Here is a 24,261-nt window from a genome sequence, read left to right on the forward strand (position 1 = left end):
GTTACTTGAAAACGACCATTTGGATGGTGTTTGTCAAGAGCGAGAGCGGTCATGCGTATACAAACCTTAATACTTTACTCCTTCGGAGTAGCTAGCTCTAGTTTTTCATAGAACTTTTTACACTACCGTCATTTAGATGGGTGACTTTAATCTATTATTTATTCTTGTCTAGATTTACTTTAGGCCAAAAATTTATTCTTGTCTGTGAGTACGATCACAGATATTGAGAATCATTATCATATATATTCTACTTCAGGAAATGATAATCTTTATATCTGGTTTTATATTTAACCGCTAAGTCAATATGAAGTATATCCGTTTGATCATGATTTATGCCTGCTTATGATCAGCGCTGTGGTTATTGGTTGTCAGCAGGAGATGAACGTTTCCACCTTTTGGTCAGACCTGTACGCTGAGTGAAACAATTGAGAATACTCTAATGCCTAGCGGAGCGAATGAAGAAGATTCGCCAAGGCCATTTGGATGCGGTCATATGAATATGGGTGACATGTTGAATGTGACACTCTCCGCGCCATTGAAGCAATTAAAGGAAGAACATGTTCCGTTGAGAAAAGCGATGGATGTATTTTATGCAACAGCCCAACGAAGAAAACGTGCTTTTTCCAATGGCTGAACGCATGTTGACAACGGAAGAAAAAGAGAAATTGCAACAGCAGTTTCAGTAACTAGTGTTTTGATCGGTAAAAAATGGGGTATCTTCTTACGTAAGCAAGGATACCCCATTAATTTTGGAGTGACACGCAGCGGAGGAGTTACTATGAGGTGTTAAATCCAAAGGAGTAGTGGAACAATGAAACTGAAACCGGGTCAAGTTTTGTTTCATCAAGGCGACACAGGCTCCCTTTATCACCTTAAAGAGGGCTTGCTTAAAATTGTCCGTGTGAAGGAGGATGGCACCTCCACACTGGTCAACCTGATTCTTCCGGGGGAAATTTTTCCCCATCATTCATTGTTGACACAAAAGGAGTATTTTGGCACCGCGGTTGCCCTTCTCAATAGTGAAGTGGAGATCATCACCAGTGACAGCTGGTATCACGAGCTGGACCAAAACCCGGAGCGCCTGAAAGAGATTGCTTTGGTGTTGCAGGAAAAATTAAGGATGATGCAGCAGCGGATTGACCAGCTGACGGCGGTGAAACCAGCGGAACGGTTTGAGCTAGCAGAACGGTGGTTCAGGCGTCATTTTCCCCATTTAGTGCTGGCCGATGTGCTCAACCAGGAAGAAATCGGCCAGTTCATCGGTGTGCGGCGTGAGACGGTCAACCGCTTGCTCAGGAAGCGTTGCCGTCCATAGCTCCCTAGAAAGTTGGGTGTGACTGCTGTCACAATTTGTTCAAGGAACGGCCTGAATCAGTGACAGATATCACTGTAACAAGCGAAGCGGGCCTTTAAAGTTTTAGATAGCTAAGAGACATGAGATAATAGAGGGAAAACAATCCTCATCGGGAGGAATTTATGGTGGAGCATACCAAAACTTTTTATCGTGATACCACTGAGTTTGAGGGGCGGACAATTAACATTCAAGGGCCGGTTACGCATGAAGAGCTTAAGGGTTATGATTTTCATGAAGGTTTAACGGCTTTCAGGCCGCCTGAACAGCAGTATAAAGCCTTGCTGTCGATTGCCCAATTGCCCGAGGCCCGCATTATTGTTTCCCTGGATGGCCATATGATTGTGGCTTATGTTACGTTTTTGTACCCCGATCCACTTGAAAGATGGTCGGAAGAAAAGATGGAAGATTTGCTGGAATTGGGGGCCATTGAGGTTGCCCCTCCTTACCGTAACATCGGGCTGGCCAAACGTATGCTGCAAGTGGCCTTCCGGGATGACGCCATGGAAGATTATATTGTCATCAGTACGGAGTATTACTGGCACTGGGATTTAAAGGGAACAGGTTTGTCTGTGTGGGAGTACCGCAAAGTGATGGAGAAGGTGATGGGCAGTGTGGGGCTGACCTGGTTTGCCACCGACGACCCCGAGATATGTTCCCATCCTGCCAATTGCTTAATGGCCCGGATTGGTAAACGTGTCCCCATGAGCTCCATTGAAAAGTTTGACCGCATGCGCTTTAAACGCCGGTTTATGTATTAGGCACGTAAGTATGACCATGCCAAATGGGCGTCGTTTTTTAACCGTTGTTTAAACACAAGGAGGCATAGGAGATGCAAATAGAAGAGGTGATGAAACGGAAGGTGATCACTGTCTCTCCAAGCACAACCATTAGGGAAGCCAGGCGTTTGTGTCAGGAACACCGCATACGCCATCTCCCGGTGGTCGAGGGGGAGACGCTGGTGGGGATTATTTCTGACCGGGATTTGCGGGACGCCCTTCCTTCTGTGATCCACAAAGAAGTTGAAGTGGACGACATATATCAACATCCGGTTTCATCCGTCATGAAAAAAGATGTGATCACCATTCATCCTTTAGATTTTATTGAAGAAGCAGCGTTAACGCTGTATACAGCCAAAATCGGCTGTTTGCCAGTTGTCAGCCAGGGGAAACTGGTGGGCATCGTCACGGAATCCGATATTCTCCATTCCCTGGTAGAATTGATGGGTGTAGACCGGCCCAGTTCATATCTTAAAATCGAGGTGGACGATACCACTGGGCGTCTGGCCGATGTAGCCCAGATTATTAAAGAGTGTCATGTCAATATTTCCAATGTGTATGTTTACCCCAGCAAGAAAAAAGGCAAGAAAAATCTTAGTTTCAGGGTAGAGACTATCGATCCCCGCCCCATCATTGAACGGATTGAACAGCATGGTTTCCGGGTGATCTGGCCGGAAAAGCTGGACGTGAAGCACAACGCACAGGAAAAAACTCAGCAAAGAATGAAAGCAAAGGAGCAAAACAATGATGGGTCGGCCAACCTCTAAGCCTATCTTCATTTACAGCGAAGCGGTGCTCAACTATTTTTTTCATGATGAGCATCCTTTCAACCAGAAGCGGATCGCTTTAACCAAACAATTGCTGGAATGTTGTGGATTTTTAATCCCGGACCAGGTGCGTGCTCCCCGCATGGCCACCGATGAGGAGCTCTTGCTTGTCCACGACAGGGAGTATATTGAAGCGGTTAAAAAGGCGAGTCAAGTGTCAGGGCAGTCTTCTCCCGGACAGGAGCATCCCGAATTCCATCCTTTCGGCTTAGGAACTGAAGATACCCCTCTTTTTCCTGACATGCACCGGCAAGCAGTATTGGCGGTGGGCGGAACCTTGCTGGGGGCGGAGTTGATCGCCCAAGGCCGTACCAAACGCGTCCTCAATCTGGCCGGGGGATTGCATCATGCCCAGCGGGGAAAGGCCTCTGGATTTTGCATCTATAATGACTGTGCCGTGGCTATTGAGTATGTGCGCAGGCAATATGACATGAAGGTGCTGTATATTGACACCGATGCCCATCATGGCGATGGGGTGCAGTGGATCTTTTACCATGATCCTCATGTGTTTACCTTTTCCATTCACGAAACGGGCCGCTACTTATATCCTGGTACGGGTCATGTCAACGAAAAGGGCATTGGCGAAGGGTATGGTTATTGCTTAAACTTGCCGGTCGATGCCTTTACTCAGGACGCGTCCTGGCTGGATTGTTTTGAAAGGGGTTTAGAAGCCGTGCTTCAGTTTTTTAAGCCGGATATCATTATCAGCCAGCACGGCTGTGATGCCCATTTTTATGATCCGCTGACCCATTTGGCAGGGTCCATGTCGATCTATGTCCGTATGCCTGAGTTGATCAAGCAGGCAGCCGAAACCTATACGGGAGGAAAATGGCTGGCCGTTGGTGGCGGGGGGTATGACATCTACCGTGTTGTACCCCGTGCTTGGGGATTGTTGTGGATGGTCATGAACGATGTGCCAGTCAAGCAAGGGCCATTGCCTGAATCTTGGCTGTCTGCTGTCAGGGCTCATGTTAATGGCCCGGTGCCTGCTTTATGGCTGGATGAGGAAGAGGTGCTGCCTGTTATCCCCCGTCAGAAGGAGATTGAGGAGAAGAACCGGCTCATGCTTAAGCAAGCCTTATCCTACTTGCGCCAGCAAGTGGGACCACACTAGCCCAAAACCACCTAAAAAGTGATTTCATAAAAATAAATAAAACAGATGTAATAAACGATGCAGGGGAATGTTTTTCCCCTGTTCTTGATCATGGTGCACATGGATGCCGGGGGTCGATCCGTTGTCTGGCTGTCCAATATTCATCCTTTATCAGTTCATCGTAAAGCTCCAGGCTGCTGAAACCATCTTCCCACAATACATAACAATCCTTCTCATGCACTTTGATCACCACACCCAGTGTGCCATCTATTCTAAATCTGACCACGTCCCCTACCTGAAGCACGATTTCCCCCTCCTTTGGCTTTTGTCGTAAACAGATGCCTGTTTTTCATTAGGCTGTTCTGTTTCCAATTTAGCAGGGAGGATCCCGCCAAGCAGTTATATTTGTCACCTTGGCTGTCATGTTCTCAGAATTGTCGATTTTTTATTTTTGAAATTATTCGTGATTTATATCACAGGCAACTGAGTGCTGCTTTGTTAAGATGAACAAGGAGCAAGCTTGTCTCAGCCTTGGCTGTCTATGCCAGGCTTGAAGAAGATGGCCGGGAAATGTGCCCAGATGAGGAGAGGAGCGTGATAAGAGATGCACATTGTCGTTTGTATCAAGCAGGTGCCGGATACCAAAGTGATTAAAATGAATCCCAAAACCAAAACCATAGACCGGGCCAGTGCACCTGCCATTTTGAATCCGTATGATGCCCATGCGGTGGAAGAAGCAGTCCGCCTGAAGCAGCGTTATGGGGGAACTGTTTCTGTCCTGACCATGGGACCGCCCCCTGCGGTGAAAGCGATCAAAAAGTGTATTGAAATCGGTGCCGATGACGGTTACATGATTTCCGACCGGGCCTTCGCCGGAGCGGATACCCTGGCGACCAGTTATGCTTTGAGCAAGGCATTAGAGAAAATCTCCACAATTAAACCGATTGACTTGATTTTATGCGGCAAGATGAGCATTGACGGTGATACCGGTCAGGTGGGTCCGGGCATTGCCCGCCGGCTGGACATTCCACCCTTAACAGCGGTGAAAAAGATTGCAGAGCTTAACCTTAAAGACCGGTATATCATCGTGCACCGCAAGCTGGAGGATGGCTATGAAGTGGTTCAGTCTTGCCTGCCTTGCCTGTGTGCAGTTGAAAAAGAGATTAACGACCTCTCCTATGCCCCGTTGCCCAACATGATCAAGGCGGCCCGTTACCAGCCTCAAATCTGGTCTGTGGATGATTTGGAGGATGTGGACCGCAAACAACTGGGCTTAAAGGGATCGCCAACGGTGGTTGGTAAAATATGGACCCCTGAAAAACCTCAAGGAGGCACCCTGTTGGAGGGGGACATACAGGAGCAGGTGCAGCAACTGCTAGATATTGTCCTGCAAAAAAGAGAGTTGTTCACTGAACGGGAGGGAGTCCGATGAATCTGGATGAGTTTAAAGGCGTCTGGGTGTTTATAGAACAGCGTGATCGTGAGGTGGCTCCCGTTTCCTTGGAGCTCCTCGGTGCCGGGCGGGCTTTGGCTGACAAACGGGGAGTGGAGCTGGCCGGTATTTTAATCGGCCACAATGTGAAAGACTTAACAAATACACTGTTTCAGTATGGTGCTGACAAGGTTTATGTCTATGATGCTCCCATCTTCAGCCAGTACCGCACCGAACCGTACATGCACGCCGTGGTGGAGGCCTGTCGCAAATATAAGCCTGAAATCATGCTGTACGGGGCCACCTCAACAGGGAAAGATCTGGCCAGTGCTGTGGCCACTGATCTGGCCACGGGATTGACGGCTGACTGCACCATGTTGGATGTTGATCCGGAGACTGGCTTGCTTGAAGCCAGCCGTCCGGCCTTTGGGGGCAACATTATGGCCACGATTTTATGCAAAAAGCATCGGCCCCAAATGGCCACGGTGCGTCCCAAAGTGATGAAAGCCCTTGCTCCTGAACCGGGCAGACGGGGCCAAGTGGTTGAGGAGCAAATCACCTTAACAGAAGATGAGGTGCGGACCAAAGTACTGGAAGTGGTCAGAGAGACAACCAAGCGGCCCCGCCTGGACGAAGCGGATATTATTGTCGCCGGAGGCAAAGGCTTGAAGGATGCTGAAGGCTTTCAGCTTTGCTATAAGTTAGCCGAGGTGTTGGGTGCTTCGGTCGGCGCCAGCCGGGATGCTGTAGAGGCGGGGTGGATTGATCATCACCACCAAATTGGGCAGACCGGGGTGACCGTCACCCCAAAAATCTACTTTGCTATCGGCATTTCAGGTGCCATTCAGCATGTGGTGGGCATGCAAAACTCAGAATTGATCATTGCTATCAATAATGATCCCAACGCGCCCATCTTTCAAACCTGCCATTACGGCATTGTCGGTGATGCTTTCGAGGTCGTACCGGCGTTGATTGCAGCCTTTAAAGAGGCTCTCTACAGAGAGGAGGTTCAACATGCCTGAAAAATTTGATTGTATCATTGTGGGAGCCGGACCTGCTGGTGTGTCTTGTGCCTATACGCTGGCCAAAGCAGGATTGGATGTGTTGATCATTGAGCGGGGGGAATATCCTGGAGCCAAAAATGTCATGGGTGGTGTGTTGTACCGCAAAATGCTGGACGACATCATCCCGGGTTTTTACAAGGAGGCTCCGCTGGAGAGGCCGGTGGTGGAGCAGCGCTTTATGCTGCTGGATCGGGAATCGGCTGTCACATTCAGCTATAAGGGTTTGGAATGGGCCAGGGAGCCGTACAACTGTTTTACGGTGCTCAGGGCCAAGTTTGATCAATGGTTTGCCCAGAAAGCAGTTGAAGCCGGGGCCTTGCTCGTTAACGAAACAGTGGTCAAGGAATGTATTGTCCAAGACGGACGGGTGGTTGGCGTGCGTACCGACCGTCCTGATGGAGATGTTTACGCCGATGTAGTTGTGTTGGCTGACGGTGTGAACTCTCTGTTAGCCAAATCATTGGGATTTCATAAGGAATGGCAACCTGATGAAGTGGCTTTAGCTACCATGGAAGTGCTTAAACTGGACAAGGCTGCCATTGAAGCACGTTTTAATCTGGAGCCGAACCAGGGTTGTACCATTGAGATTTTTGGAGATGCCACCCAGGGCATTTTGGGCACCGGTTTTGTCTACACCAACAAGGACAGCATCAATGTTGGCGTTGGTGCCTTATTGTCTGGTTTGATCAAACATAAGCTGAAACCGTACGAACTGTTGGAACGGCTGAAACAGCATCCCCTGATTCAGCCCTTGATCGCTGGCAGTGAGCCTCAGGAATATCTGGCACACCTCATTCCAGAAGGAGGCTGGCGTTCCATGCCCAAACTGGTGGGTCATGGGGTGCTGGTCGTGGGAGATGCGGCCCAGCTGGTCAATTCCATCCACCGGGAGGGATCCAACCTGGCCATGACTTCCGGAGTACTGGCTGCCGAGGCCATCATGACGGCCAAAGAGCTGAATGATTTTTCGGAGAATGTTCTGGACAGTTACCGTGTTAATCTGTTAAACAGCTATGTTGGACAGGACTTGAAAAAGTACAAAGATACCACCCGTCACTTTGAACGTTTCCCGCAATACTTTGAACAGTATATCCCTATGCTGAACAGGGCAGCCAGCCACTTCTTCACGGTGGATGGCACACCAAAAAAAGAAATACAAAAGCAGTTGATCCGCCAGTTGGGGACGGTTGGAGAACGGTTTAAAATCGCGCGGGATATGATCCGCGCCTGGAAGGTGATCAAAGGATGAACATCGAGGAGAAACAGTATCTTGTCCGGTTCAATGCGGACACTGAGTCCCACTTAAAAATCGTCAATGCTCATATCTGTGCCACCCGTTGTCCAGATAAACTGTGCACGATCTTTTGCCCTGCTGAAGTGTACAAATGGGAAGGAGACCGTATGCATGTAGGTTTCGAAGGATGTCATGAATGCGGCAGCTGCCGCATCGGCTGCCCTTATGACAATATTGAGTGGCGGTACCCCAAAGGTGGGTACGGCATTGTGTTCAGACTGGGCTGAGCCAGATTCCTGCGGAAGTACAGCGACAAGGTCTGCATCTGTCAGCCCAGAACCTTTGGCTGGTGTGATCAACCTAACTGCTTATCCGTCGCCTTTCCTGGTATAGTCGGAGTTGAAAGGAAGGGGGTGACAAGGATGATGACAGGTGTCATTCTGGCTGGCGGCCAAAACCGCAGAATGAATGGGGAAATCAAGGGGTTGTTACCGTTTGGCGGGGAAAAGGTGGTTGAGCGGCAGGTCCGCATCATGAAGACCATATGTGATGAGATCATTCTCGTGACCAATCACCCTCGTCCTTTCCTTCCTGTCTTTGGCAATGCCATCCGGATCATTACTGACTTTTTTAAAACAGGGGGACCCTTGAGCGGTATGCATGCCGCCTTCTCCTTAGCCAAGCACCAGGAGCTATGGGTGGTGGCTTGCGATATGCCGTTTATCTCCCCCAATGCAGCCCGTCTTATGCAACAACACCGGCGGGAAAAAGGGTGTGATGCCGTGGTTCCCGTGTTAAAAAACAAATTATACCCTCTTAACGCTGTTTATCATCAATCTTGTGTGCCTTCCATAACGATGATGCTCCAACAACAAAATGGTCAGCTTGAGGATCTGCTCCACTATTTGAATTGGGCAGCGGTCACCGAATCTTTTTTCAATCATCATGGGCTGGACTTGTCCTTTGTGATTGATTTCAATACCTTTGATGAATATAACCAACTGTTGCAACTAGAAGAGAGAAAGGACAACAACAATCGCTCTAAAAGGTTAGCTGAAGGGAGCTGAAAGTATAATGGCGACCCTTGAGGTCGCCACATACTTTCAGTTTCCTATCATAAATAATCAGCCGTTCAAATAAAGCAAGATGGTTAGATGCGGCATACGGTAACGGGACAGTGCTCACAGTGGCAAATATCTCTCAAATAGTCGATGTCTTTAATGATGATGTGCCCTTGCTCCTGAGCAATCACTCCTTTTTTGGCCAAATCTCGCAGCATGCGGTTGACACTTTCCCTTGTCGCTCCAATAAATTCACCCAATTCCGCATGGGTGACTTTGTGAGAGATAAGCCATCCCTGTTCAGTCTGTTTGCCGTACGTATTGGCCAGGCGGATTAAAGTTGAACACAAAGCGCCTGGCTTGCCATAAAACATCAAATCTCTCACTTTAGTTTCTGTGATACGATTCATCAGGCCCATCCACTTGATAAATTCAACCGCCAGATCCCCGTGCTGCCAGAGCAACACTTCCAAATCACGAGTTTGGATGACACCGATGATACTGTCTTTGGTCACCAAGGCATTGTAACTGTGCTTTAATGTGGTAAATCCCGCTAATTCCCCGACCAGATCGCCCTCTTGAAACATGTGCAAAGTAAACTCTTTTCCTTCAGCGTTTGTTTTGGTCAGCTTGACTTGCCCCTGTTTGATATAAAAAAGTTTGTCAGCTTGCTCCCCTTCCCAGAATAGATAAGAGCCGGCTTCAAACGTATGGTCATACATAATCTCCTTCAGTTTTAGAAAGTTCTGTCCGGAAAAGATGCCTGTGTTTTGCCACGCCTGACGTTCTTGGGCCAAAAAGGGTTGTCCTTGCATCATCACGGCCTCCCCGTTTTTCATTCCTAGTTTCATTTTAACAGAAAGAGGGGGACGCAACGTGCGATTGTGTCACAATTATGTGACAGCGTGCCATTTGTAAACGAAACGTCACCAAAGTGTAAAACAAATGTCATTTTTTAGGGTTATTTGTAATGCCCTCCTATTTTTTGGGCCCGGTCCCGGGCTTGGCCTGCTGCAGTAAGGGAGGCGGCCCGCAAAATGGCGGCGGCCCCGTATTTATTCTTAATGTGGTCTACTGCCTTGCTTAAGCGCTCTTTTTTAAGCGTGGTCTCAAAGTTAAACAAGCTCAGTTGACGGCAGTGGTCCGGCTCCAGGCCAGACAGCGCTACCCCCGCACTGCGAATCGGCTCCCCGTCCCAATGGGTGCAAAACAGATCAAAAGCGGCTTTAAACACATCCAGTCCATCGTTGGTTTTTTCGGTCAATTTGGTTTGGCGGTGAAAGCCGGTGGGCAAATCAAAGCGGGCGCCGCGTACACCCACGGAAACGGTATCGCCCACATATCCCTTGCGCCGGGCGCGGCGGCCCACCTCTTCACTTAATTCCAGCAGAATGACTTTAATCTGCTCCAGGGTTTCATAGTCCCGGGGGAGGGTCATATGGTGACCGATCGCCTTTTGTTCATCATGGGAGCGGGGAGAAACAGGGGATTCATCAATACCGTTAGCGGTCAGCCACAGCCGTTCCCCATTAATGCCCCATTTTTTGCGCAGACGTTCCACGGGGGTTTGAGCCAGTTGGCCAATCGTGCGGATGCCCATGCGTTCCAAGTGGCGGCTCATGCGGCTGCCCACGCCAAATAAAGAGCGGACGGGAAGAGGCCATAACGTGGCGGGCAATGTGTCATAGCTGATGTGGGCGATGCCCTCTTTGTTTTTCTTGGCAAAGTTATCACAGGCCATTTTGGCCAGCACTTTGTTGGGGCCAATGCCAATGCGGGCATAGACCCCTATTTCCTGCTGGATCTTATGTTGCAAGAGACGGGCCGCTTGATAGGGGCTGCCACCAAATAAATGCAGGGTCGGTGTCAGATCAATAAACTGTTCGTCAATGCTGTACGGTTCGACCAGATCACTGAAGCTTTCCATGATGGCGGTAAGCTGAACAGAGATTTCAATGTACTTTTGCATATGGGGTTTGACGACAGTGACACCAGGACATTTTTGCTGGGCTTCCCACAACGCTTCTGCCGTTTCAATCCCCCATTGTTTGGCCAGGGGACAGGCCGCCAGGATCACCCCGCTGCGCCGTTCGGGATCTCCTGCCACCACAATCGGTTTATGCTGCAAGGAGCGGTCAGCTGTTTTTTCAATGCTAGCAAAAAAGGATTGCACATCAACCAGGAAAATGACCCGTTCCCGGGGCATCTTGCTACCTGCTTTGTTCATGTTGTGCCATCCTCCGTTCAGCAGTGGATAACAGAACGTATGTTCTATTCTACGGCAAAAAAAGAAAAAATAAAAGTGGAAAAAGGAGGGAGAGAAACGCATTAGATAAGAAAAGGCAAGAAACTAAGCTTCAAAAAAGATACTAAGGATCCGGGTTTAAACCGGTCAGGCTCAGTGGGACAGGTTACGGTTTGCGGGGATAAAAATACATGGTGCGCCCGTTAAACAACTGCAATTTCGCTTGATACGCTTTGGCCAGATATTTGCAAAACTCATTGGCTTTTGATTTATCACCATGAGTGGCTCCATCCGGCAACACCACCTGAATATAGTGTTCTTCCTTCTCTTGGCCGCTCTCTTCATCCATGACTGTTTCTGAGCCAACCCCGATGACAATATATTTGTACAGTTCAGGGTTGTTGCCTTTCAGGTAGAGCCATTTTCCTTTCCCCTCCGACTTCTCTTCAATCGTGTAAGGAAAAGCGGCCTCCTCATAATGCCAAGCCAGCTGCTGTCCTGTTTTTGTGGTCATGCTTATGTAACGTTCCAATTTTTGCTTCACATCGTCCAAATTGGACTCGGTCATTGTTGATTCCTCTACCAGACGAATATACGCACTTTGACTCACCCAACTCACTCCTTGCGATAGCACAGTGTCCAGCATGTCTGTTAACATCTTAGCATTCAAGGGCCAATTTCACAACAAAAATGTCCAAACCGGGTAAGGTTTTTGGTTCGTCGACAAATCCTTATGCAGATGATGAGTTCGGCTTAAGAACCGGGCACTTTAAATAGACGAAATAATTTGACGATTCGAGATGGGATTGATATAATAAATCTACTCGGCAGGCAAATACAAAAAACAAGGAGGGGTAACAATGAGATTTGAACGTTTGTACGATGTGTCTGAGAAAGCACACGTTCGTTTTGTAGGGTTTGCATCAGACCGGGCGCGCTATGATTTTGGCATCGTCTTTACCAACCAGTTTTTTGGCAAGCCGCTGGTGATCTGTATGCAAACCGGTCGTTCCACATTGTTGTCTGCTGATGAGGCAGAAAATATTGAGTACCTTCAACGCACATTTAATATCTCCTCCTGTGAAGAAGCCGAACAGTTGTCTGTGTTTTTCCAACATGTGATTCCGCGCTTGACAGTTGGACCGGAACATGAGTAGTTACCGCTGACCCAACAATAAAATAGCACAGTAACATCAAGGTAGCCTTAATGAGCTACCTTTTTGTATTTAATAGGACATTATTTATCCCATGAAGATCCATATTGACAAAAAATAATATGTCATAATACTATAATAGTGTAACACATTTAAAGCGCATTCAACTAAATGATTGGGAGGCTTTTTCAATGGGCGAGATTGTGTGCCAAACTTGTGAGAAAACCATTGAACATTTTGAAGCCGAAAAGGTATCTGTCTTGTATGGCGTTTGTCCAGGTTGCCATGAATGTGAAGAATTGAAAAATGAAGAAAGATAAAAACGAACTGAAACAAAATGAGTTTAACTTAACCAACTGGATAGGAAAAGGGCTATCTCCTGAACATATTTGTGCCGGAGATAGCCCTTCTTGTTGCAGTGAGAAATTTTATTTAAGTTTATGATTTCTTTAACGGATGGCCTGGTATTCTTTAATGACACGAAGGTAGCGGAAATCAAAGTCTTCCGGTCCCTGGACGGGAAGCCCTTTTTCTTTGTTTTGCAGAATATAATCCAGGTTATCTTCGGTGATGATTTCGCCAGGGAGCAAAATCGGAATGCCTGGAGGATAAATCATGATAAATTCAGCAATAATACGCCCTGCCGATTGATGGAAAGGAACCAGCTCCGTATCAGCATAGAAGGCATCCCTCGGTGACATGGCCAGCCGGGGGATCTTGGGCAGTGCCACAGGCAGCGGTGTCAGCTGGTTTCGTTTATGACTGGCCATGGACGCGAGCTCACGCAGGGCATCCACCAGAGCCTGAACGGTGTGTTCGTTATCACCGGGTGTAATTAAGCATAAGATGTTGTACAAATCGCTTAACTCCACTTCGATGTTTTTCTTCTCACGCAGCCACTGTTCCACTTCATGACCAGTTAAGCCCAGTTCCCGGACGTGGATGAGCAATTTGGTCGGATCCAAATCATAAATCGATTCGTCCTGGCCAATGATCTCTTCTCCCATGCAATACAGATAGGGAATGTCATTGATGGCTTGGCGCGCCTGGTTGGCCAAGGCAATGGCCTTATCCAACATGGTTTTGCCATGTAAAACAAGCTGTTTCCGGGCCACATCTAAAGATGAAAGCAAGAGGTAAGAGGTTGAAGTGGTGGTCAGCATGCTTAAAACAGCCTGAACCCGTTTGGCAGAAATGAGTCCTTCCTTGACATTGAGCACAGAGCTTTGGGTCATGGATCCACCTAGCTTGTGCACGCTGGTGGCAGCCATATCTGCACCGGCTTGCATGGCTGAAAGGGGCAAGTCATCATGAAAATGGATGTGTACCCCGTGGGCCTCATCCACCAGTACGGGAATGTTATGCTGGTGAGCCAAGTTCACAATTTCTTTTAAGTTGCCGGCCACCCCGTAGTAAGTGGGGTTGATGACCAGCAGCGCCTTGGCATCAGGGTGCTGTTCCAATGAAGCACGCACGCTGGAGACAGTGATGCCGTGGGAGATCCCCAGGCGTTTATCCATGACTGGGTGGATAAAAACCGGAACGGCACCGGCAAAGATGATGGCACTTAAAACCGATTTGTGTACGTTACGGGGGACAATAATCTTGTCTCCCGGTCCGCAAACGCTCATGATCATGGCCATAATGGCGCCGCTGGTTCCTTGGACCGAGAAAAAGGTTTTGTCCGCGCCAAAGGCGTCCGCTGCCAAGGTTTGGGCTTCTTTGATAATACCTGTCGGATGGTGCAAATCATCTAAGGGGGCAATGTTAATCAAGTCTATAGCCAGGGCGTTGTCACCAACAAAACGGCGAAACTCTGTATCCATTCCCTTTCCTTTTTTGTGGCCGGGAATATGGAATTGAATCGGGTTGGACTGGGCATGTTCAACCACACCGGAAAACAAAGGAGTTTGATGGTGATCCAGTTGCTTTGCCATTGGGTTCACCTCACATTGCAGCAGCTTCTGTTTGGCTGTTGGAGCTTCCAAGTAGCCGTTGGTTTAAAACAAGTAGAGTATATCAAAATAAGGGCTGATTGCAAGGGGCCATGATGGTGAAGGAAGGAGTTTCCGGTTGGGAAGCGAATATATGAGGTGACAAAAGTTTTGAATCTTTGAAAAGGAGCGGGTTAGATGAGGACAAGGTTAACATCATTATTAGGGATTGAACGGCCCATTATCCAAGGGGGACTGGCTTATTTAGCTTATGCTGAACTGGCAGCGGCAGTGTCAAATGCAGGTGGTTTGGGCCAAATTACCGCTATGTCACTGCCAAGCCCGGAGCGCTTGAGAGAGGAAATACATAAAGTGCGCCAAAAAACAGAGCTCAAGGCGCAACCTATGAAGATTTGAAAGAGTTGATCAGCGGGAAAACCAACCGTAAGTTTATTCATGAGGGTAAGCCGGAAGAAGGTTTTGGCTGGGCGGGTCAAGTGATCGGCCTTATCCATGATATTCCTACTGTCCAGGAATTGTTTGAACGCATGGAAGAAGAAGCAAGAACCTATCTGGCCCAGTGTCGCAAGGTATTAGATGAGGGATAAGCAGCAAAAGCCCCTGCACACGGACCAGTGCGGGGGCATAGTCATTTACCATCTCGTTAGACAAAGGACAGTTTATAAATGGGAAATACGGTTTTAAACGTGTCGTTGGCTAAGTTTAAAAAAGCGTCGCCGTCTCGTAAAACAGGATCATTGGCAGCAACATGGCGGCCTATGAGAAATTCAGCTTTTTTGACATCCCGGAAGCGTTCCAACGCATGCTGTAAATCCAAGACTTTCAATGTTTCGGCATCCTTCTTCGTGTGATCTAGTGAGACCACATAATCGTCCGGAACCTTGGCTCGGATGGTTTCAATATTGTCTAGAAATGTTTGGGCAACCGCCTTTTTGTTTGGCAATTCATAAATATAGGCTAACCAGATGAACACATGGTCATCAAACAGCCCTACTTGAAAGTGGGGGTGCTTCTTATATCCCCTGTTATCATGGCAAATGGCCAGCCAGGTAGAATCGGGCGGATTCTTCGTGCGGCGGGCATGTTTAGCAATATGTAGAAACATGTCGTTGCCTGCCAGTGCAGTCAGATCGGCGGCCAATGTTTCACCAATGATTCTAAATTTAGGTTGAATCCGTTCCCGGATGGCTGCCATGCGTTCATCAAGTCCATCAATATGGAATGTTTCAAAGTCCTGCTGGCTAAATCCTTCAAAGCGCATCCCATTCACTCCTTTTGGCCGTCTGATTATCCTTTAATATATCAAAAAACAACCATATAGTAAAAATTGTTATTGCCAAAGCGCGCAAGGCATAATATTATATACTAACAAACCATTTAAATTATCAGAAAAATTAGAGTTTCTGATTCTGGAAAGCCGGGAATACAAAGAGTAAAGAAGGGTGACGCATGGTGTGGAAGAGTGGGGACTGGTGAAAACCTTTTGAAAGGGGAGGCTTAGCATGGAACAAGTTATTCAAGCCTTGAAAAGGACAGACGCGGAGAAAAGGATACCGGTCTTGAGGATGGAAATTGATTATGAGTTGTTAAATCTCCATGAAGCCATGCTGGCTGAGGATTTGGAGCGCATAGAAGAATGCAAACGCAAGTTGTCTGAATTACGCAAGGAAATGATGTTGCTGGAAGCTTTTCAGACACCTGTTCATAAAACCAATAATTAGATAGGAGAAGCCAAAAATGGAATATATCAATCACCATAAAGTTTAAAAACATCTCGCTGAGAAGGTGCGGGATGTTTTTTTGTTGTATTTCTTAGTATACTTAACTTACCAAGATCATTTATACACAATTTGAGTGGAGGGTGAAACATTGGCAACAGAATCGCTGCTAGAAATGTATAACCAAACCAAAGCATGGGTTTTAGAAGCGGGTCAACGTCTGCGGGAGAGTATGGATACAGACCCCCGTATCGAATACAAAACATCCGTGCGTGACCTGGTCACGGAAAAGGACAGGGAAATTGAATCGTTTTTTGTTTCCCGGATCAGGCATGCTTACCCTGATCATGACATCCTGGGAGAAGAGGGAATCCATGAAAAGGGCTTGAACGATCCCCAACAGGGCTGGGTGTGGATTATCGATCCCATCGACGGGACTACCAACTTCGTCCACCAAAAACAAAACTTTTGCATTTCAGTGGCCCTGTATGAAAAAGGTGAACCCCGGCTCGGCTTTATCTATGATCCCATGGCCGGTGAGTTGTTTCATGCCATCGCCGGTCAAGGCGCTTTTTTAAATGACCAACGACTGGCGCCATTGACGGAGACTAAAGTGGAAGAGGCCGTGATTGGCATCAACAGTTTGTGGCTAACGCCTAATAAACACTTTGATTTTAAACCTTTGCAAGCGTTGGTCCGTGATGTGCGGGGCACCCGTTCAGTGGGAGCGGCTGCCCTGGAGATGGCCTATGTGGCCTGCGGGCGGCTGGATGCCTATCTTACCTTGCGCCTTTCTCCCTGGGATTTTGCTGCGGGCCTGGCCATTGTCCGGGAAGTGGGGGCGGTGACAAGTACGGTACACAATCAGCCCGTTCAGGTTTTTGAAAAATCTTCTGTATTGGTTGCCCGTCCTGGCTTGCATCAGGCGATCATTGACCGATACTTACACTCCCCATCTGCCCGCAGGTAACCGGACACCTTCACTGTGACCAGCGTTTTTTAATGATAAAGCCGCTGCCGATCACGACCATGGAAGTAAGCAAGGCCAACAAAGCAGAGATGAGTCGCCGTTCAGCGATCAAAATACCGGTCAGCACAAACAGGGCCACCGCTGTACAAGCAATAAGCACAAACAGGGTCTGCCGCATTTTCATGACGATGTCCGCCTTTCCGCATAGGGTTTCAGGGTTGTGTAAAATCCAGTCCTATTATATCATTGATAAATGATTGCAACTATCTTGGAACATAGGAGCGAAGATGGATGAAAATCGGTTGTCATATCAGCATTGGCAAAGGATTGCTCAAAGCAGCGGAAAAAGCGACGGAACTGGGCGCTGCCTCTTTTCAGGTGTTTACCAAAAACCCCAGGGGGCTGCGTCCCAAAAAAATAGACGAAAAGGATGCCCAGCGCGGTCGGGAATACTGTGCCGAACATGACATTGAAGTGGTTTGTCACACACCGTATATTACCAACTTGTCCACGCCCAAACCCGATTTGCAGGAAGTAACCATCCGTTCCATCCTGGAAGATTTGCACATTGCTGAGGCCTATGGCTCAAAGGGTGCCGTCGTGCACTGTGGCAAACATGTGGGTGAAGGAGAGGAATACGGCAAACAACGCATGGTCGAAACCTTAAATTTGATCTTAAAGCAATATGATGGACCGACTAAATTACTTTTAGAAAACACGGCCGGACAGGGGTCAGAACTGGGGCTGGACATCCAAACCTTGGTGGAATTGCGGGAAGCGACCGATTATCCAGAGAAAATCGGTTTCTGCTTCGACACCTGCCATGCATTTGCCGCGGGAATTTGGAATCAAGAGACCTTCACCGACCTTGTTGATGAGATGGAGAAGACCGGATATCTTGAGCATCTCTATTGTATTCACTTTAATGACAGCAAAGCCCCTTATGCCAGCCGCAAAGACCGCCATGAGAAGATCGGTCAAGGGGAAATCGGCTCTCGGGCACTGGCGCTGTTTCTGAAAGAAGCACGTTTTGAACATTTGCCCGTGATTCTGGAAACCCCCGTTGAGGATGAAAGAGAGTATGGGGACGAGATTGAGTATTTGCATCAGTTAAAATCAGACGCCTGAGCAAGGGAGATATGGTGATGATTGCCAATTATATTTACCAATTGACGGACCCGCCTTTGGCCTTTTTTCTGCTGTATTTAGTGATTGTGATCCTGATGGCCATTGCTTATAAGCTGGGGTTTGCCCGCAAGCTGCCTGTCTTGAAACAGGCCATCGTCTACCTGGTCTTGGCCGTGGGCTGTCTTATTTTGGCTTTTATGGGCTATGTGATTCCCATTGCCGATATTTTGGTTATCACGGTGATTGTTTTGGCCATTGTCCGCTATAGAATGACGCGGTACAACGACTGATGGGGAATGTTGGACCGGATTAATGATGGAGAACGAAATGGTTGTTCGGCATGGTTTGTCCGACTATCAGAGCCGATATGGAGGGCGCTGTTATGAACTTGGATGATGCCCTGTTTAACTGGCTGCAAATTAAGCATGTGGCTGAAAACCGACCTGATGACCACGCGGCACAGGACACATTTCAATTTTTTACCCAGATTTTAAAAGAGGATTTTAAGCTGGAAGACATCAAGGTGACAGCAGAGAATGGGCTGTATGTGGTTCAGTTTATCAAGAACGGTGAAAAATGCACCAGACAATTCCCTGTTGAGTTTGTCAACCAATTATTATATGACATTGAACAGGAGCCCAAGTATAATGAATAACATGTAAATGAACAGGGCTGTACCCAATAGCCGTTCTTTTGGGACAGCCCCTTATTTATGACCAACCATCATTTTCTTTATGGTATAAGCTTGGGCGAAGTTTCCCCTCCCGCCGTCTTTTTTCCGTCTTTTGGGCGATACGTTCTTTGCACTCTTCACACATATAGGTTGCCAAAGGATGGTTAATCAGCCGTTTTCCTTCATAGGAATTGGCGTCAAGTTTAACCTTTTTATCACACAGAACGCAAGAAACAATCATCAGTGTTTCCCCCTTGTCTTGTATAGTATACCATGAGAGGATAGAATAGAGGAAACGGGAACTGCTTATGATACCATTGTCAGTTCAAGATTAAAGGAGGAGTACATATGGCTGAAAAAGTTTGGCAATCCCTGACGGACGAGCTGTTTTCTTTATTGCAGAAGGAGCGTTTTGTCACACTCGCCACGATAGACCATGAAACAGGGGTTCCCAACGTTAGTGCGATCTCGTGGGTTTATGCCCCATCCAAATCGGAAGTGCGCATCGCGGTGGCCAGCCGCTCCCGGATTGTGGAAAACATTAAGGCTAACCCGTCGGCTGTGCTCAATTTGATCGGGGCAGGTTCCTGTTATTCTATTGCAGGAGAGGCGAAAGTGGCCGTTGAAAAAATGGACGGTGTTTCCATTAAATTATCACGCATCGATTTAGCGGTGAAGGAAGTGCGCGATGTGATGTTTTACGGTGCCCGCATTTCCGTGGATCCGGAATATGAAAAAACCTATGATAAGGAAGCGGCAGATAAACTGGACCGACAAGTCCTGGAAGCCCTTAAGGCTTAACAGACAACACCCCCTGCTAAAAACAGGGGGTGTTTGTGTTTACACTGTCAGCGTCTGCTTTGCTGGTTCATTTCCCGCTCCAAGCGGTTTATATCCGAGTGCTCTTGGGGATTCTCAAAATCTTCATTTTGCTCAGGAGGTGTTTCGGGGGCCTCGATTTCACGGGGGACTTGTGGCATGAGACGTCCCACGATCTCAGCCAGCTCATCCATGATGCCCTGCACTGGCTCACCACGACGGATAGAGCGGTTCATCTCCCTCAATCGCTGCATGATATCGGGATCAGCTGTGATGACCGCATAGGCACCTTGTGGATCTTCTTTGAGGGCTTCAGCTACACTGTATTTGATACTCCCCACTCGTGCCCGGTCATCGTGGGCATCCACATCGATACCGACTACTGCCCAGGGACCGACCACTACGGCAGTGGCATCATTCACTTCTTCAATCTGGGTGGCCAGTTTGGCCAAGCGCTCAGCTGTTTCTTGGGCTTCATGGGCATCAAAGTTTTCTAGAATCCGGTTACGGTCCTGGGTAGGGACCCGGTCCTGGCGCTGGGTTTGCCCTTCAAACGCACGGTCACGGTCTGTGTAAGGCTGGCGCTGGGTTTCTTGAAAGCGCATGTCAGGAGAATCAGGTGCGGCCCGGTTGTCAGGGGGATTGGCTGGATTACAAGCTGTGATCAGAACAGTGGTAGCCAGTGTGAGGCTTAAAGCTTTGAAGCATCGTCTCATATGGGTTCACCCTTTCTGTCAGAATCTGCTGTTGAGTTGGGATTACCCATAGTTTATCCGTCTAAGACAAAACCATGAGTCATACACATAAAAATAAAACACCGCTTGAAATGTATATTTTTCCAAGACCAGTTGATGAGCTGCTCAAAGGAGGCGGAATTTTGAAAAAAATATATGTTCTGGATACCAATGTTCTTTTGCAGGATCCGCGAGCAATCTACATGTTTAAAGATAATGAAATTGTAATCCCTGCCGTGGCTCTGGAAGAGCTGGACAGCAAAAAACGGAACATGGATGAAATTGGGCGCAATGCCCGATATGTCTCCAGACTGATTGACCAGTATCGAACGAAGGGGAAATTGCATGATGGGGTCCCTCTTTCAAATGGAGGGATTCTCAGAGTGGAACTGAATCATAAATCATTTGTAAGACTCCAAGATATTTTTATTGAAGTGACAAATGACAACCGCATCCTTGCTGTGGCCTTGAATTTGCAAGAAGATGAGAATAAGCGGCCACATCCGCGGCCCGTGGTTTTGGTCAGTAAAGATGCTTTGATGAGGGTGAAAGCAGATGCCCTCGGGCTGCAGGCTGAGGATTTTTTGTCCGACCGAGTCATTCAATACTCCAAATCTTACAGTGGTTGCATGGAGCTGAAAGTGAGTAAAGCTATAATTGACCAGTATTTCACTCTTGGACGCCTGAGCATTTCGGTCTTAAAGCAAACCTCTGCGGCACGAGGCAAATCTTTTTTTCCCCATCAATTTTTGATTCTTAAGGATGAACTGGGCAGCCCGGCTTCGGCCCTGGGCAAAATAAGTGCTGATGTCACCCACCTGGAACTGCTTCAGTATCAGGATGAAGCCATATGGGGGGTCAAAGCCCGCAATGTGCAGCAACGCATGGCCCTGGAGCTTTTAATGCGGGATGATATTCCCTTAGTGACCTTGACGGGAAAAGCCGGGACAGGCAAAACGTTACTCTCCATAGCAGCTGGGTTGTCTAAAACAGAGGATGAACGACGGTATCAAAAGCTGCTTGTGGCCCGTCCCATTGTGCCAATGGGTAAGGATATCGGCTATTTGCCTGGAGAAAAGGAGGAAAAACTGAAGCCCTGGATGCAGCCCATTTATGATAACCTTGAATATTTGTTTCATACCAATAAACCGGGGGATCTGGACCGTATTTTGGCTGGTATGGGAAGCATTGAGGTTGAGGCCCTGACTTATATCAGAGGGCGCAGCATCCCCGAGCAATTTATCATTATTGATGAAGCTCAAAACTTAACCAAACACGAGGTTAAAACGATTGTAACCAGGGTGGGGGAAGGGAGCAAACTTGTGCTAATGGGGGATCCTGAACAAATTGACCATCCTTATTTAGATGAAGAAAGCAATGGGTTAACCTATCTGGTGGAAAAATTTAAAGACCAGCCTTTAAGCGGCCATATCCGTCTGGAAAAAGGTGAGCGTTCCCCTCTGGCCCAACTTGCTGCCCAAGTTCTTTAACGGTAAAATAAAGCAGAAGACAGATCCATTTCTTAAAAAGGTGAGGATACGCATGAAGTTATGGATGCAGCCGTTGGGGCCATTACAAACAAACGGATATGTGCTGTCTAATGAAAAAGGGGAAGGCATCATCATTGATCCGGGTATGCAGCCACAAGCCATGCTGAACTATATTCAAGACCTGAACATTGTCGCCATCTTGCTCACCCACGCCCATTTTGATCATATTGGCGGGTTGGAAGAGGTGCGCCAGGCAACAAGGGCGCCAGTGTACATCCATGATTTAGAGGCTGAGTGGTTGACAGATCCCTATAAAAACGGCTCGGCCCGCTGGCCCATGGTAACCGCTCCCATCCAATGCCGGCCACGGGATGAAGCTTTACAGGATGGACAACTGCTCCATCTGGCAGGATTGTCGCTCAAAGTCCTGCATACTCCGGGCCACTCACCAGGCAGTGTTTCCTTTTACATTGAGGAACACAAAACGCTGATTGCCGGGGATACGCTGTTTGCTGGCTCCATTGGGCGGACAGATCTTCCGGGCGGTGATCATGAGACCCTGATTTCGGCCATTAAACACAAGTTGCTGGTGTTGCCCGGTGACACCCGCGTCTATCCCGGGCATGGTCCGGATACAACCATAGAAGATGAAAAACGGTATAATCCGTTTGTTGGTGGAGCATGATGCCAAGTTTAAAGCAGGAGCTGATTTCACGGATCAGTGCTGATCCGGGCCAAATGATCAGCTTCCGGGACTTTATGGACCTGTGCTTATACCACCCCAAAGATGGCTATTATATGCAAAGCCGTGACAAAATCGGCAAACAGGGCGATTACTACACTTCCAGCTCTGTTCACCCCGTTTTTGCCGAAACGATTGCCCACTTTGTGCGTAAAATATGTGTCGCCTGGGAAAAAAGGATCACCTTTTGCGAGATGGGGGCTGGAACCGGGCGCTTTGCCCGCCAGTTCCTTGATGCCTTGCATGAAATTGACAGCGAAGCCTATCACCAGACCCGTTATCTCATCATTGAAAAAAGTCCCTATCACCTTAGGCAACAGCAGCACCTCTTAGCGAAGCACATATCCCAGGTGACCTGGGCCGGACAGCCAGGAGAAAAGGCCGCCGGTGATAACATGGCCGTTAAAAACAGAGTGGAAAATTCCCTGTCTTCTTTTGAGGGCATTTTATTTAGCAATGAACTGGTGGATGCTTTCCCGGTCTATGTGGTGGAGAAGAGGAAAGGGGTCTTGTATGAAATTGGCGTGGGCTACGATGATCGGCATGACCGGTTTGTGGAGAAGTGCCGTCCGCTCGCCAATGAACACATTTTAACCTATTTGGAAGAGTTTGGGCTTCAGCTTCTGGAAGGACAACGCCTGGAAGTTCACCTTGATGCCCTGGAGTGGGTCAGAAAGGTTTCTGCCTGGTTTAAAGCCGGACTGTGGTTCACGGTAGATTATGGATTCTGTACGAAAGAGCTAGAGTCTCCTGTATACAAAAGGGGAACGTTACGCTGTTTTTACCAGCATCAAGTGGATAGCGACCCCTATGAACAACCTGGCCAAAAAGATATCACTGCCCATGTTCCGTTTGATGTGTTAAGCCAGACTGCAGAGAAGATGGGCTGGGGACAGGTAGGGCTTTACCCCCAAACAGAATTTTTGTTGATGGCGGGGATCATGGACAGGCTTGAGGAACACAGGGAAACCGATCCTTTTCATCCTGTTGCCAAAAAAAACAGGGCGATACACCACCTTATTTCCCCGCAAGGCATTAGCGGTGCCTTGCAGGTGTTAACGCTGGCCAAGGAGGTGCCGGACAAGGTGCTTAACCTTTTTCAGCCTTTTTCCTTTGCCAAATACCTAAAAAAAGGCTATTGACCAACTGGTCAATAGCCTTTTTCACAACAAACGCACAGCTACTATGTTTACATGAAGAAAGTGGTGTAATATGTAAAGCCAACAAAGAATAAAACAAGATAGCCCGCAAACACATAGATGTATCCACGTTCAGACAGGTTCATATAACTTAATGCCAGGAAGAATGCCGTTTGGGCAAAAAATAAAAGGGCCATAACTTCCATATGTCCTGCGTAAGCCAGCATGGCAATCACAGCTGTCCAGAAAGCAAAGACGCGATACATACGCGGCATGATGATTTCCCCTCCTTTGCTCCTACACACCAACATTATAATGCAGTTTGATAAACATGTAAATGCTTGATTGATATCTCTTGATTGATATTTTAAGAAGGCAGAAAGAAAATTTTGAGGAGGGCGGAGTCCGAAACAGAAAATTGGCGGACAATAAAGAAATCTGGCTGGGCTGGCTGGATTCGAACCAGCGCATCACGGAGCCAAAATCCGTTGCCTTACCACTTGGCTACAGCCCAACATCCTTATCCATTTTGTCTTTAGGGTTTCTGAACATAGTTTGCCACCTATGGCACGCTTTATTCATCAGCGATACCCCTTCTTTGCTTAAGATGAACTGAACACCAAGATTTCATGCCTTACCATTCCCTTATCAGG

The 24,261-nt window shown here is 47.8% G+C and carries 31 protein-coding genes, 1 tRNA gene and 1 pseudogene; 22 read left to right on the plus strand and 11 right to left on the minus strand.

The annotated features are described in order from the left end of the window. The first annotated feature begins 811 nt into the window (after positions 1-811). The 4 genes from IEW48_RS02445 to IEW48_RS02460 all read left to right on the plus strand — a co-directional run bounded on the left by IEW48_RS02445 (position 812) and on the right by IEW48_RS02460 (position 4,071). Positions 812-1,315 carry a Crp/Fnr family transcriptional regulator gene (locus IEW48_RS02445; protein ID WP_007505196.1) on the plus strand — a complete coding sequence of 168 codons (504 nt, stop codon included), beginning with the start codon at positions 812-814 and terminating at the stop codon, positions 1,313-1,315. Between the two features lie 164 nt (positions 1,316-1,479). Then, positions 1,480-2,112, plus strand: coding sequence for a GNAT family N-acetyltransferase (locus IEW48_RS02450; protein WP_042685473.1), 633 nt, complete (start codon positions 1,480-1,482; stop codon positions 2,110-2,112). A 71-nt stretch (positions 2,113-2,183) separates the two neighbouring features. After that, the gene (locus IEW48_RS02455) at positions 2,184-2,897 is read left to right on the plus strand and encodes an acetoin utilization AcuB family protein (protein ID WP_188622439.1); all 714 of its coding nucleotides are present in this window, start codon (positions 2,184-2,186) and stop codon (positions 2,895-2,897) included. Continuing rightward, on the plus strand, positions 2,878-4,071 hold the full coding sequence (locus tag IEW48_RS02460) for an acetoin utilization protein AcuC (RefSeq protein WP_188622440.1): 1,194 nt from the start codon (positions 2,878-2,880) through the stop codon (positions 4,069-4,071). The genes IEW48_RS02455 and IEW48_RS02460 overlap by 20 nt, the downstream gene beginning before the upstream one ends. 88 nt (positions 4,072-4,159) lie before the next feature. Here the strand turns inward: IEW48_RS02460 and IEW48_RS02465 are convergent, their stop codons facing one another. After that, positions 4,160-4,354: a hypothetical protein gene (locus tag IEW48_RS02465; protein ID WP_188622441.1), complete on the minus strand. Its 195-nt coding sequence runs from the start codon at positions 4,352-4,354 to the stop codon at positions 4,160-4,162. A gap of 300 nt (positions 4,355-4,654) precedes the next feature. Here IEW48_RS02465 and IEW48_RS02470 point away from each other — a divergent pair, with 300 nt between their 5' ends. The 5 genes from IEW48_RS02470 (at position 4,655) to mobA (ending at position 8,847) form a co-directional block, all read left to right on the plus strand. Beyond that, entirely contained in the window at positions 4,655-5,482 is an 828-nt protein-coding gene (locus IEW48_RS02470; protein ID WP_188622442.1) for an electron transfer flavoprotein subunit beta/FixA family protein, read from the plus strand. Then, a complete protein-coding gene (locus tag IEW48_RS02475) occupies positions 5,479-6,504 on the plus strand; it encodes an electron transfer flavoprotein subunit alpha/FixB family protein (RefSeq protein WP_188622443.1) in 1,026 nt (341 codons plus the stop codon). The genes IEW48_RS02470 and IEW48_RS02475 overlap by 4 nt, the downstream gene beginning before the upstream one ends. Next, positions 6,497-7,795 (plus strand): FAD-dependent oxidoreductase, encoded by a 1,299-nt coding sequence (locus IEW48_RS02480; RefSeq protein WP_188622444.1) that lies wholly within the window; start codon positions 6,497-6,499, stop codon positions 7,793-7,795. Before IEW48_RS02475 ends, IEW48_RS02480 begins: the two co-directional genes overlap by 8 nt. Beyond that, positions 7,792-8,067, plus strand: coding sequence for a ferredoxin family protein (locus IEW48_RS02485; protein ID WP_007505204.1), 276 nt, complete (start codon positions 7,792-7,794; stop codon positions 8,065-8,067). Before IEW48_RS02480 ends, IEW48_RS02485 begins: the two co-directional genes overlap by 4 nt. Before the next feature lie 135 nt (positions 8,068-8,202). After that, positions 8,203-8,847 (plus strand): molybdenum cofactor guanylyltransferase, encoded by a 645-nt coding sequence (mobA, locus tag IEW48_RS02490; protein ID WP_188622445.1) that lies wholly within the window; start codon positions 8,203-8,205, stop codon positions 8,845-8,847. An 83-nt stretch (positions 8,848-8,930) separates the two neighbouring features. On the opposite strand, the gene IEW48_RS02495 is transcribed toward mobA, so the two are convergent. From IEW48_RS02495 to IEW48_RS02505, 3 genes are all read right to left on the minus strand, one after another. Beyond that, complete coding sequence (locus IEW48_RS02495; protein ID WP_188622446.1) at positions 8,931-9,659, minus strand: Crp/Fnr family transcriptional regulator; 729 nt, start codon at positions 9,657-9,659, stop codon at positions 8,931-8,933. 143 nt (positions 9,660-9,802) lie between these two features. After that, positions 9,803-11,068: a DNA polymerase IV gene (locus IEW48_RS02500; protein ID WP_007505207.1), complete on the minus strand. Its 1,266-nt coding sequence runs from the start codon at positions 11,066-11,068 to the stop codon at positions 9,803-9,805. A 184-nt stretch (positions 11,069-11,252) separates the two neighbouring features. Continuing rightward, on the minus strand, positions 11,253-11,696 hold the full coding sequence (locus IEW48_RS02505; RefSeq protein ID WP_007505208.1) for a DUF1885 family protein: 444 nt from the start codon (positions 11,694-11,696) through the stop codon (positions 11,253-11,255). 250 nt (positions 11,697-11,946) lie between these two features. On the opposite strand from IEW48_RS02505, the gene IEW48_RS02510 reads away from it, so the two are divergent. Both IEW48_RS02510 and IEW48_RS02515 read left to right on the plus strand, forming a co-directional pair. Then, positions 11,947-12,243 (plus strand): DUF3055 domain-containing protein, encoded by a 297-nt coding sequence (locus IEW48_RS02510; RefSeq protein WP_007505210.1) that lies wholly within the window; start codon positions 11,947-11,949, stop codon positions 12,241-12,243. 188 nt (positions 12,244-12,431) lie between these two features. Then, positions 12,432-12,560, plus strand: a complete 129-nt coding sequence (locus IEW48_RS02515; protein WP_007505212.1) for a GapA-binding peptide SR1P — start codon at positions 12,432-12,434, stop codon at positions 12,558-12,560. Positions 12,561-12,689: 129 nt separating this feature from the next. Here the strand turns inward: IEW48_RS02515 and IEW48_RS02520 are convergent, their stop codons facing one another. Then, entirely contained in the window at positions 12,690-14,177 is a 1,488-nt protein-coding gene (locus tag IEW48_RS02520; protein ID WP_371874802.1) for an aminotransferase class I/II-fold pyridoxal phosphate-dependent enzyme, read from the minus strand. 195 nt (positions 14,178-14,372) lie between these two features. Between IEW48_RS02520 and IEW48_RS17590 the strand changes: the two are divergent. Both IEW48_RS17590 and IEW48_RS17595 read left to right on the plus strand, forming a co-directional pair. Further along, a pseudogene (locus IEW48_RS17590) lies at positions 14,373-14,564 on the plus strand (nitronate monooxygenase); the annotation flags it as partial. 23 nt (positions 14,565-14,587) lie between these two features. Continuing rightward, positions 14,588-14,782 carry a hypothetical protein gene (locus IEW48_RS17595; RefSeq protein WP_371874803.1) on the plus strand — a complete coding sequence of 65 codons (195 nt, stop codon included), beginning with the start codon at positions 14,588-14,590 and terminating at the stop codon, positions 14,780-14,782. Positions 14,783-14,838: 56 nt separating this feature from the next. Here the strand turns inward: IEW48_RS17595 and IEW48_RS02530 are convergent, their stop codons facing one another. After that, the gene (locus IEW48_RS02530) at positions 14,839-15,456 is read right to left on the minus strand and encodes a YktB family protein (RefSeq protein ID WP_188622448.1); all 618 of its coding nucleotides are present in this window, start codon (positions 15,454-15,456) and stop codon (positions 14,839-14,841) included. Positions 15,457-15,697: 241 nt separating this feature from the next. Here IEW48_RS02530 and IEW48_RS02535 point away from each other — a divergent pair, with 241 nt between their 5' ends. Next, entirely contained in the window at positions 15,698-15,916 is a 219-nt protein-coding gene (locus tag IEW48_RS02535) for a YkzI domain-containing protein (RefSeq protein WP_007505217.1), read from the plus strand. Between the two features lie 148 nt (positions 15,917-16,064). After that, the gene (locus IEW48_RS02540; RefSeq protein ID WP_007505219.1) at positions 16,065-16,883 is read left to right on the plus strand and encodes an inositol monophosphatase family protein; all 819 of its coding nucleotides are present in this window, start codon (positions 16,065-16,067) and stop codon (positions 16,881-16,883) included. Positions 16,884-16,893: 10 nt separating this feature from the next. Here the strand turns inward: IEW48_RS02540 and IEW48_RS02545 are convergent, their stop codons facing one another. After that, complete coding sequence (locus tag IEW48_RS02545) at positions 16,894-17,067, minus strand: DUF5325 family protein (RefSeq protein WP_188622449.1); 174 nt, start codon at positions 17,065-17,067, stop codon at positions 16,894-16,896. A gap of 107 nt (positions 17,068-17,174) precedes the next feature. Here IEW48_RS02545 and IEW48_RS02550 point away from each other — a divergent pair, with 107 nt between their 5' ends. The 3 genes from IEW48_RS02550 to IEW48_RS02560 all read left to right on the plus strand — a co-directional run bounded on the left by IEW48_RS02550 (position 17,175) and on the right by IEW48_RS02560 (position 18,666). Beyond that, on the plus strand, positions 17,175-18,011 hold the full coding sequence (locus tag IEW48_RS02550; RefSeq protein ID WP_188622450.1) for a deoxyribonuclease IV: 837 nt from the start codon (positions 17,175-17,177) through the stop codon (positions 18,009-18,011). A gap of 17 nt (positions 18,012-18,028) precedes the next feature. Continuing rightward, positions 18,029-18,301, plus strand: coding sequence for a YlaH-like family protein (locus tag IEW48_RS02555; RefSeq protein WP_007505224.1), 273 nt, complete (start codon positions 18,029-18,031; stop codon positions 18,299-18,301). Between the two features lie 92 nt (positions 18,302-18,393). Beyond that, positions 18,394-18,666 carry a hypothetical protein gene (locus tag IEW48_RS02560; RefSeq protein WP_007505225.1) on the plus strand — a complete coding sequence of 91 codons (273 nt, stop codon included), beginning with the start codon at positions 18,394-18,396 and terminating at the stop codon, positions 18,664-18,666. Positions 18,667-18,721: 55 nt separating this feature from the next. Here IEW48_RS02560 and IEW48_RS02565 read toward each other — a convergent pair whose 3' ends face one another. Further along, the gene (locus IEW48_RS02565) at positions 18,722-18,925 is read right to left on the minus strand and encodes a YlaI family protein (protein WP_188622451.1); all 204 of its coding nucleotides are present in this window, start codon (positions 18,923-18,925) and stop codon (positions 18,722-18,724) included. A gap of 107 nt (positions 18,926-19,032) precedes the next feature. Here IEW48_RS02565 and IEW48_RS02570 point away from each other — a divergent pair, with 107 nt between their 5' ends. Beyond that, positions 19,033-19,485 (plus strand): pyridoxamine 5'-phosphate oxidase family protein, encoded by a 453-nt coding sequence (locus IEW48_RS02570; protein WP_188622452.1) that lies wholly within the window; start codon positions 19,033-19,035, stop codon positions 19,483-19,485. A 47-nt stretch (positions 19,486-19,532) separates the two neighbouring features. Here IEW48_RS02570 and IEW48_RS02575 read toward each other — a convergent pair whose 3' ends face one another. Beyond that, entirely contained in the window at positions 19,533-20,219 is a 687-nt protein-coding gene (locus IEW48_RS02575; RefSeq protein WP_188622453.1) for a YhcN/YlaJ family sporulation lipoprotein, read from the minus strand. 161 nt (positions 20,220-20,380) lie between these two features. Between IEW48_RS02575 and IEW48_RS02580 the strand changes: the two genes are divergently transcribed. The 3 genes from IEW48_RS02580 to IEW48_RS02590 are packed head-to-tail and all read left to right on the plus strand — an operon-like array spanning position 20,381 to position 23,611. After that, on the plus strand, positions 20,381-21,727 hold the full coding sequence (locus IEW48_RS02580; RefSeq protein WP_188622454.1) for a PhoH family protein: 1,347 nt from the start codon (positions 20,381-20,383) through the stop codon (positions 21,725-21,727). Positions 21,728-21,779: 52 nt separating this feature from the next. Next, positions 21,780-22,412 carry an MBL fold metallo-hydrolase gene (locus IEW48_RS02585; protein ID WP_188622455.1) on the plus strand — a complete coding sequence of 211 codons (633 nt, stop codon included), beginning with the start codon at positions 21,780-21,782 and terminating at the stop codon, positions 22,410-22,412. Continuing rightward, complete coding sequence (locus tag IEW48_RS02590; RefSeq protein WP_188622456.1) at positions 22,412-23,611, plus strand: class I SAM-dependent methyltransferase; 1,200 nt, start codon at positions 22,412-22,414, stop codon at positions 23,609-23,611. Before IEW48_RS02585 ends, IEW48_RS02590 begins: the two co-directional genes overlap by 1 nt. 47 nt (positions 23,612-23,658) lie before the next feature. Here IEW48_RS02590 and IEW48_RS02595 read toward each other — a convergent pair whose 3' ends face one another. Both IEW48_RS02595 and IEW48_RS02600 read right to left on the minus strand, forming a co-directional pair. Beyond that, complete coding sequence (locus tag IEW48_RS02595; RefSeq protein ID WP_007505235.1) at positions 23,659-23,883, minus strand: DUF2626 family protein; 225 nt, start codon at positions 23,881-23,883, stop codon at positions 23,659-23,661. A gap of 164 nt (positions 23,884-24,047) precedes the next feature. After that, a tRNA-Gln gene (locus tag IEW48_RS02600) sits at positions 24,048-24,122 on the minus strand. Positions 24,123-24,261: the final 139 nt, after the last annotated feature.

It is taken from the genome of Caldalkalibacillus thermarum (assembly GCF_014644735.1).
GTDB lineage: Bacteria > Bacillota > Bacilli > Caldalkalibacillales > Caldalkalibacillaceae > Caldalkalibacillus > Caldalkalibacillus thermarum.

What these genes read in the sequence shown, in the direction of transcription:
- IEW48_RS02445 (WP_007505196.1), top strand. Translation starts at nt 812, where the DNA reads ATGAAACTGAAACCGGGTCAAGTTTTGTTTCATCAAGGCGACACAGGC.
- IEW48_RS02455 (WP_188622439.1), top strand. Translation starts at nt 2,184, where the DNA reads ATGCAAATAGAAGAGGTGATGAAACGGAAGGTGATCACTGTCTCTCCA.
- IEW48_RS02460 (WP_188622440.1), top strand. Translation starts at nt 2,878, where the DNA reads ATGGGTCGGCCAACCTCTAAGCCTATCTTCATTTACAGCGAAGCGGTG.
- IEW48_RS02470 (WP_188622442.1), top strand. Translation starts at nt 4,655, where the DNA reads ATGCACATTGTCGTTTGTATCAAGCAGGTGCCGGATACCAAAGTGATT.
- IEW48_RS02475 (WP_188622443.1), top strand. Translation starts at nt 5,479, where the DNA reads ATGAATCTGGATGAGTTTAAAGGCGTCTGGGTGTTTATAGAACAGCGT.
- IEW48_RS02480 (WP_188622444.1), top strand. Translation starts at nt 6,497, where the DNA reads ATGCCTGAAAAATTTGATTGTATCATTGTGGGAGCCGGACCTGCTGGT.
- IEW48_RS02485 (WP_007505204.1), top strand. Translation starts at nt 7,792, where the DNA reads ATGAACATCGAGGAGAAACAGTATCTTGTCCGGTTCAATGCGGACACT.
- mobA (WP_188622445.1), top strand. Translation starts at nt 8,203, where the DNA reads ATGATGACAGGTGTCATTCTGGCTGGCGGCCAAAACCGCAGAATGAAT.
- IEW48_RS02495 (WP_188622446.1), bottom strand. Translation starts at nt 9,659, where the DNA reads ATGATGCAAGGACAACCCTTTTTGGCCCAAGAACGTCAGGCGTGGCAA.
- IEW48_RS02500 (WP_007505207.1), bottom strand. Translation starts at nt 11,068, where the DNA reads ATGAACAAAGCAGGTAGCAAGATGCCCCGGGAACGGGTCATTTTCCTG.
- IEW48_RS02510 (WP_007505210.1), top strand. Translation starts at nt 11,947, where the DNA reads ATGAGATTTGAACGTTTGTACGATGTGTCTGAGAAAGCACACGTTCGT.
- IEW48_RS02515 (WP_007505212.1), top strand. Translation starts at nt 12,432, where the DNA reads ATGGGCGAGATTGTGTGCCAAACTTGTGAGAAAACCATTGAACATTTT.
- IEW48_RS02520 (WP_371874802.1), bottom strand. Translation starts at nt 14,177, where the DNA reads ATGGCAAAGCAACTGGATCACCATCAAACTCCTTTGTTTTCCGGTGTG.
- IEW48_RS02530 (WP_188622448.1), bottom strand. Translation starts at nt 15,456, where the DNA reads ATGCGCTTTGAAGGATTTAGCCAGCAGGACTTTGAAACATTCCATATT.
- IEW48_RS02535 (WP_007505217.1), top strand. Translation starts at nt 15,698, where the DNA reads ATGGAACAAGTTATTCAAGCCTTGAAAAGGACAGACGCGGAGAAAAGG.
- IEW48_RS02545 (WP_188622449.1), bottom strand. Translation starts at nt 17,067, where the DNA reads ATGAAAATGCGGCAGACCCTGTTTGTGCTTATTGCTTGTACAGCGGTG.
- IEW48_RS02550 (WP_188622450.1), top strand. Translation starts at nt 17,175, where the DNA reads ATGAAAATCGGTTGTCATATCAGCATTGGCAAAGGATTGCTCAAAGCA.
- IEW48_RS02555 (WP_007505224.1), top strand. Translation starts at nt 18,029, where the DNA reads ATGATTGCCAATTATATTTACCAATTGACGGACCCGCCTTTGGCCTTT.
- IEW48_RS02560 (WP_007505225.1), top strand. Translation starts at nt 18,394, where the DNA reads ATGAACTTGGATGATGCCCTGTTTAACTGGCTGCAAATTAAGCATGTG.
- IEW48_RS02565 (WP_188622451.1), bottom strand. Translation starts at nt 18,925, where the DNA reads ATGATTGTTTCTTGCGTTCTGTGTGATAAAAAGGTTAAACTTGACGCC.
- IEW48_RS02570 (WP_188622452.1), top strand. Translation starts at nt 19,033, where the DNA reads ATGGCTGAAAAAGTTTGGCAATCCCTGACGGACGAGCTGTTTTCTTTA.
- IEW48_RS02575 (WP_188622453.1), bottom strand. Translation starts at nt 20,219, where the DNA reads ATGAGACGATGCTTCAAAGCTTTAAGCCTCACACTGGCTACCACTGTT.
- IEW48_RS02585 (WP_188622455.1), top strand. Translation starts at nt 21,780, where the DNA reads ATGAAGTTATGGATGCAGCCGTTGGGGCCATTACAAACAAACGGATAT.
- IEW48_RS02590 (WP_188622456.1), top strand. Translation starts at nt 22,412, where the DNA reads ATGCCAAGTTTAAAGCAGGAGCTGATTTCACGGATCAGTGCTGATCCG.
- IEW48_RS02595 (WP_007505235.1), bottom strand. Translation starts at nt 23,883, where the DNA reads ATGCCGCGTATGTATCGCGTCTTTGCTTTCTGGACAGCTGTGATTGCC.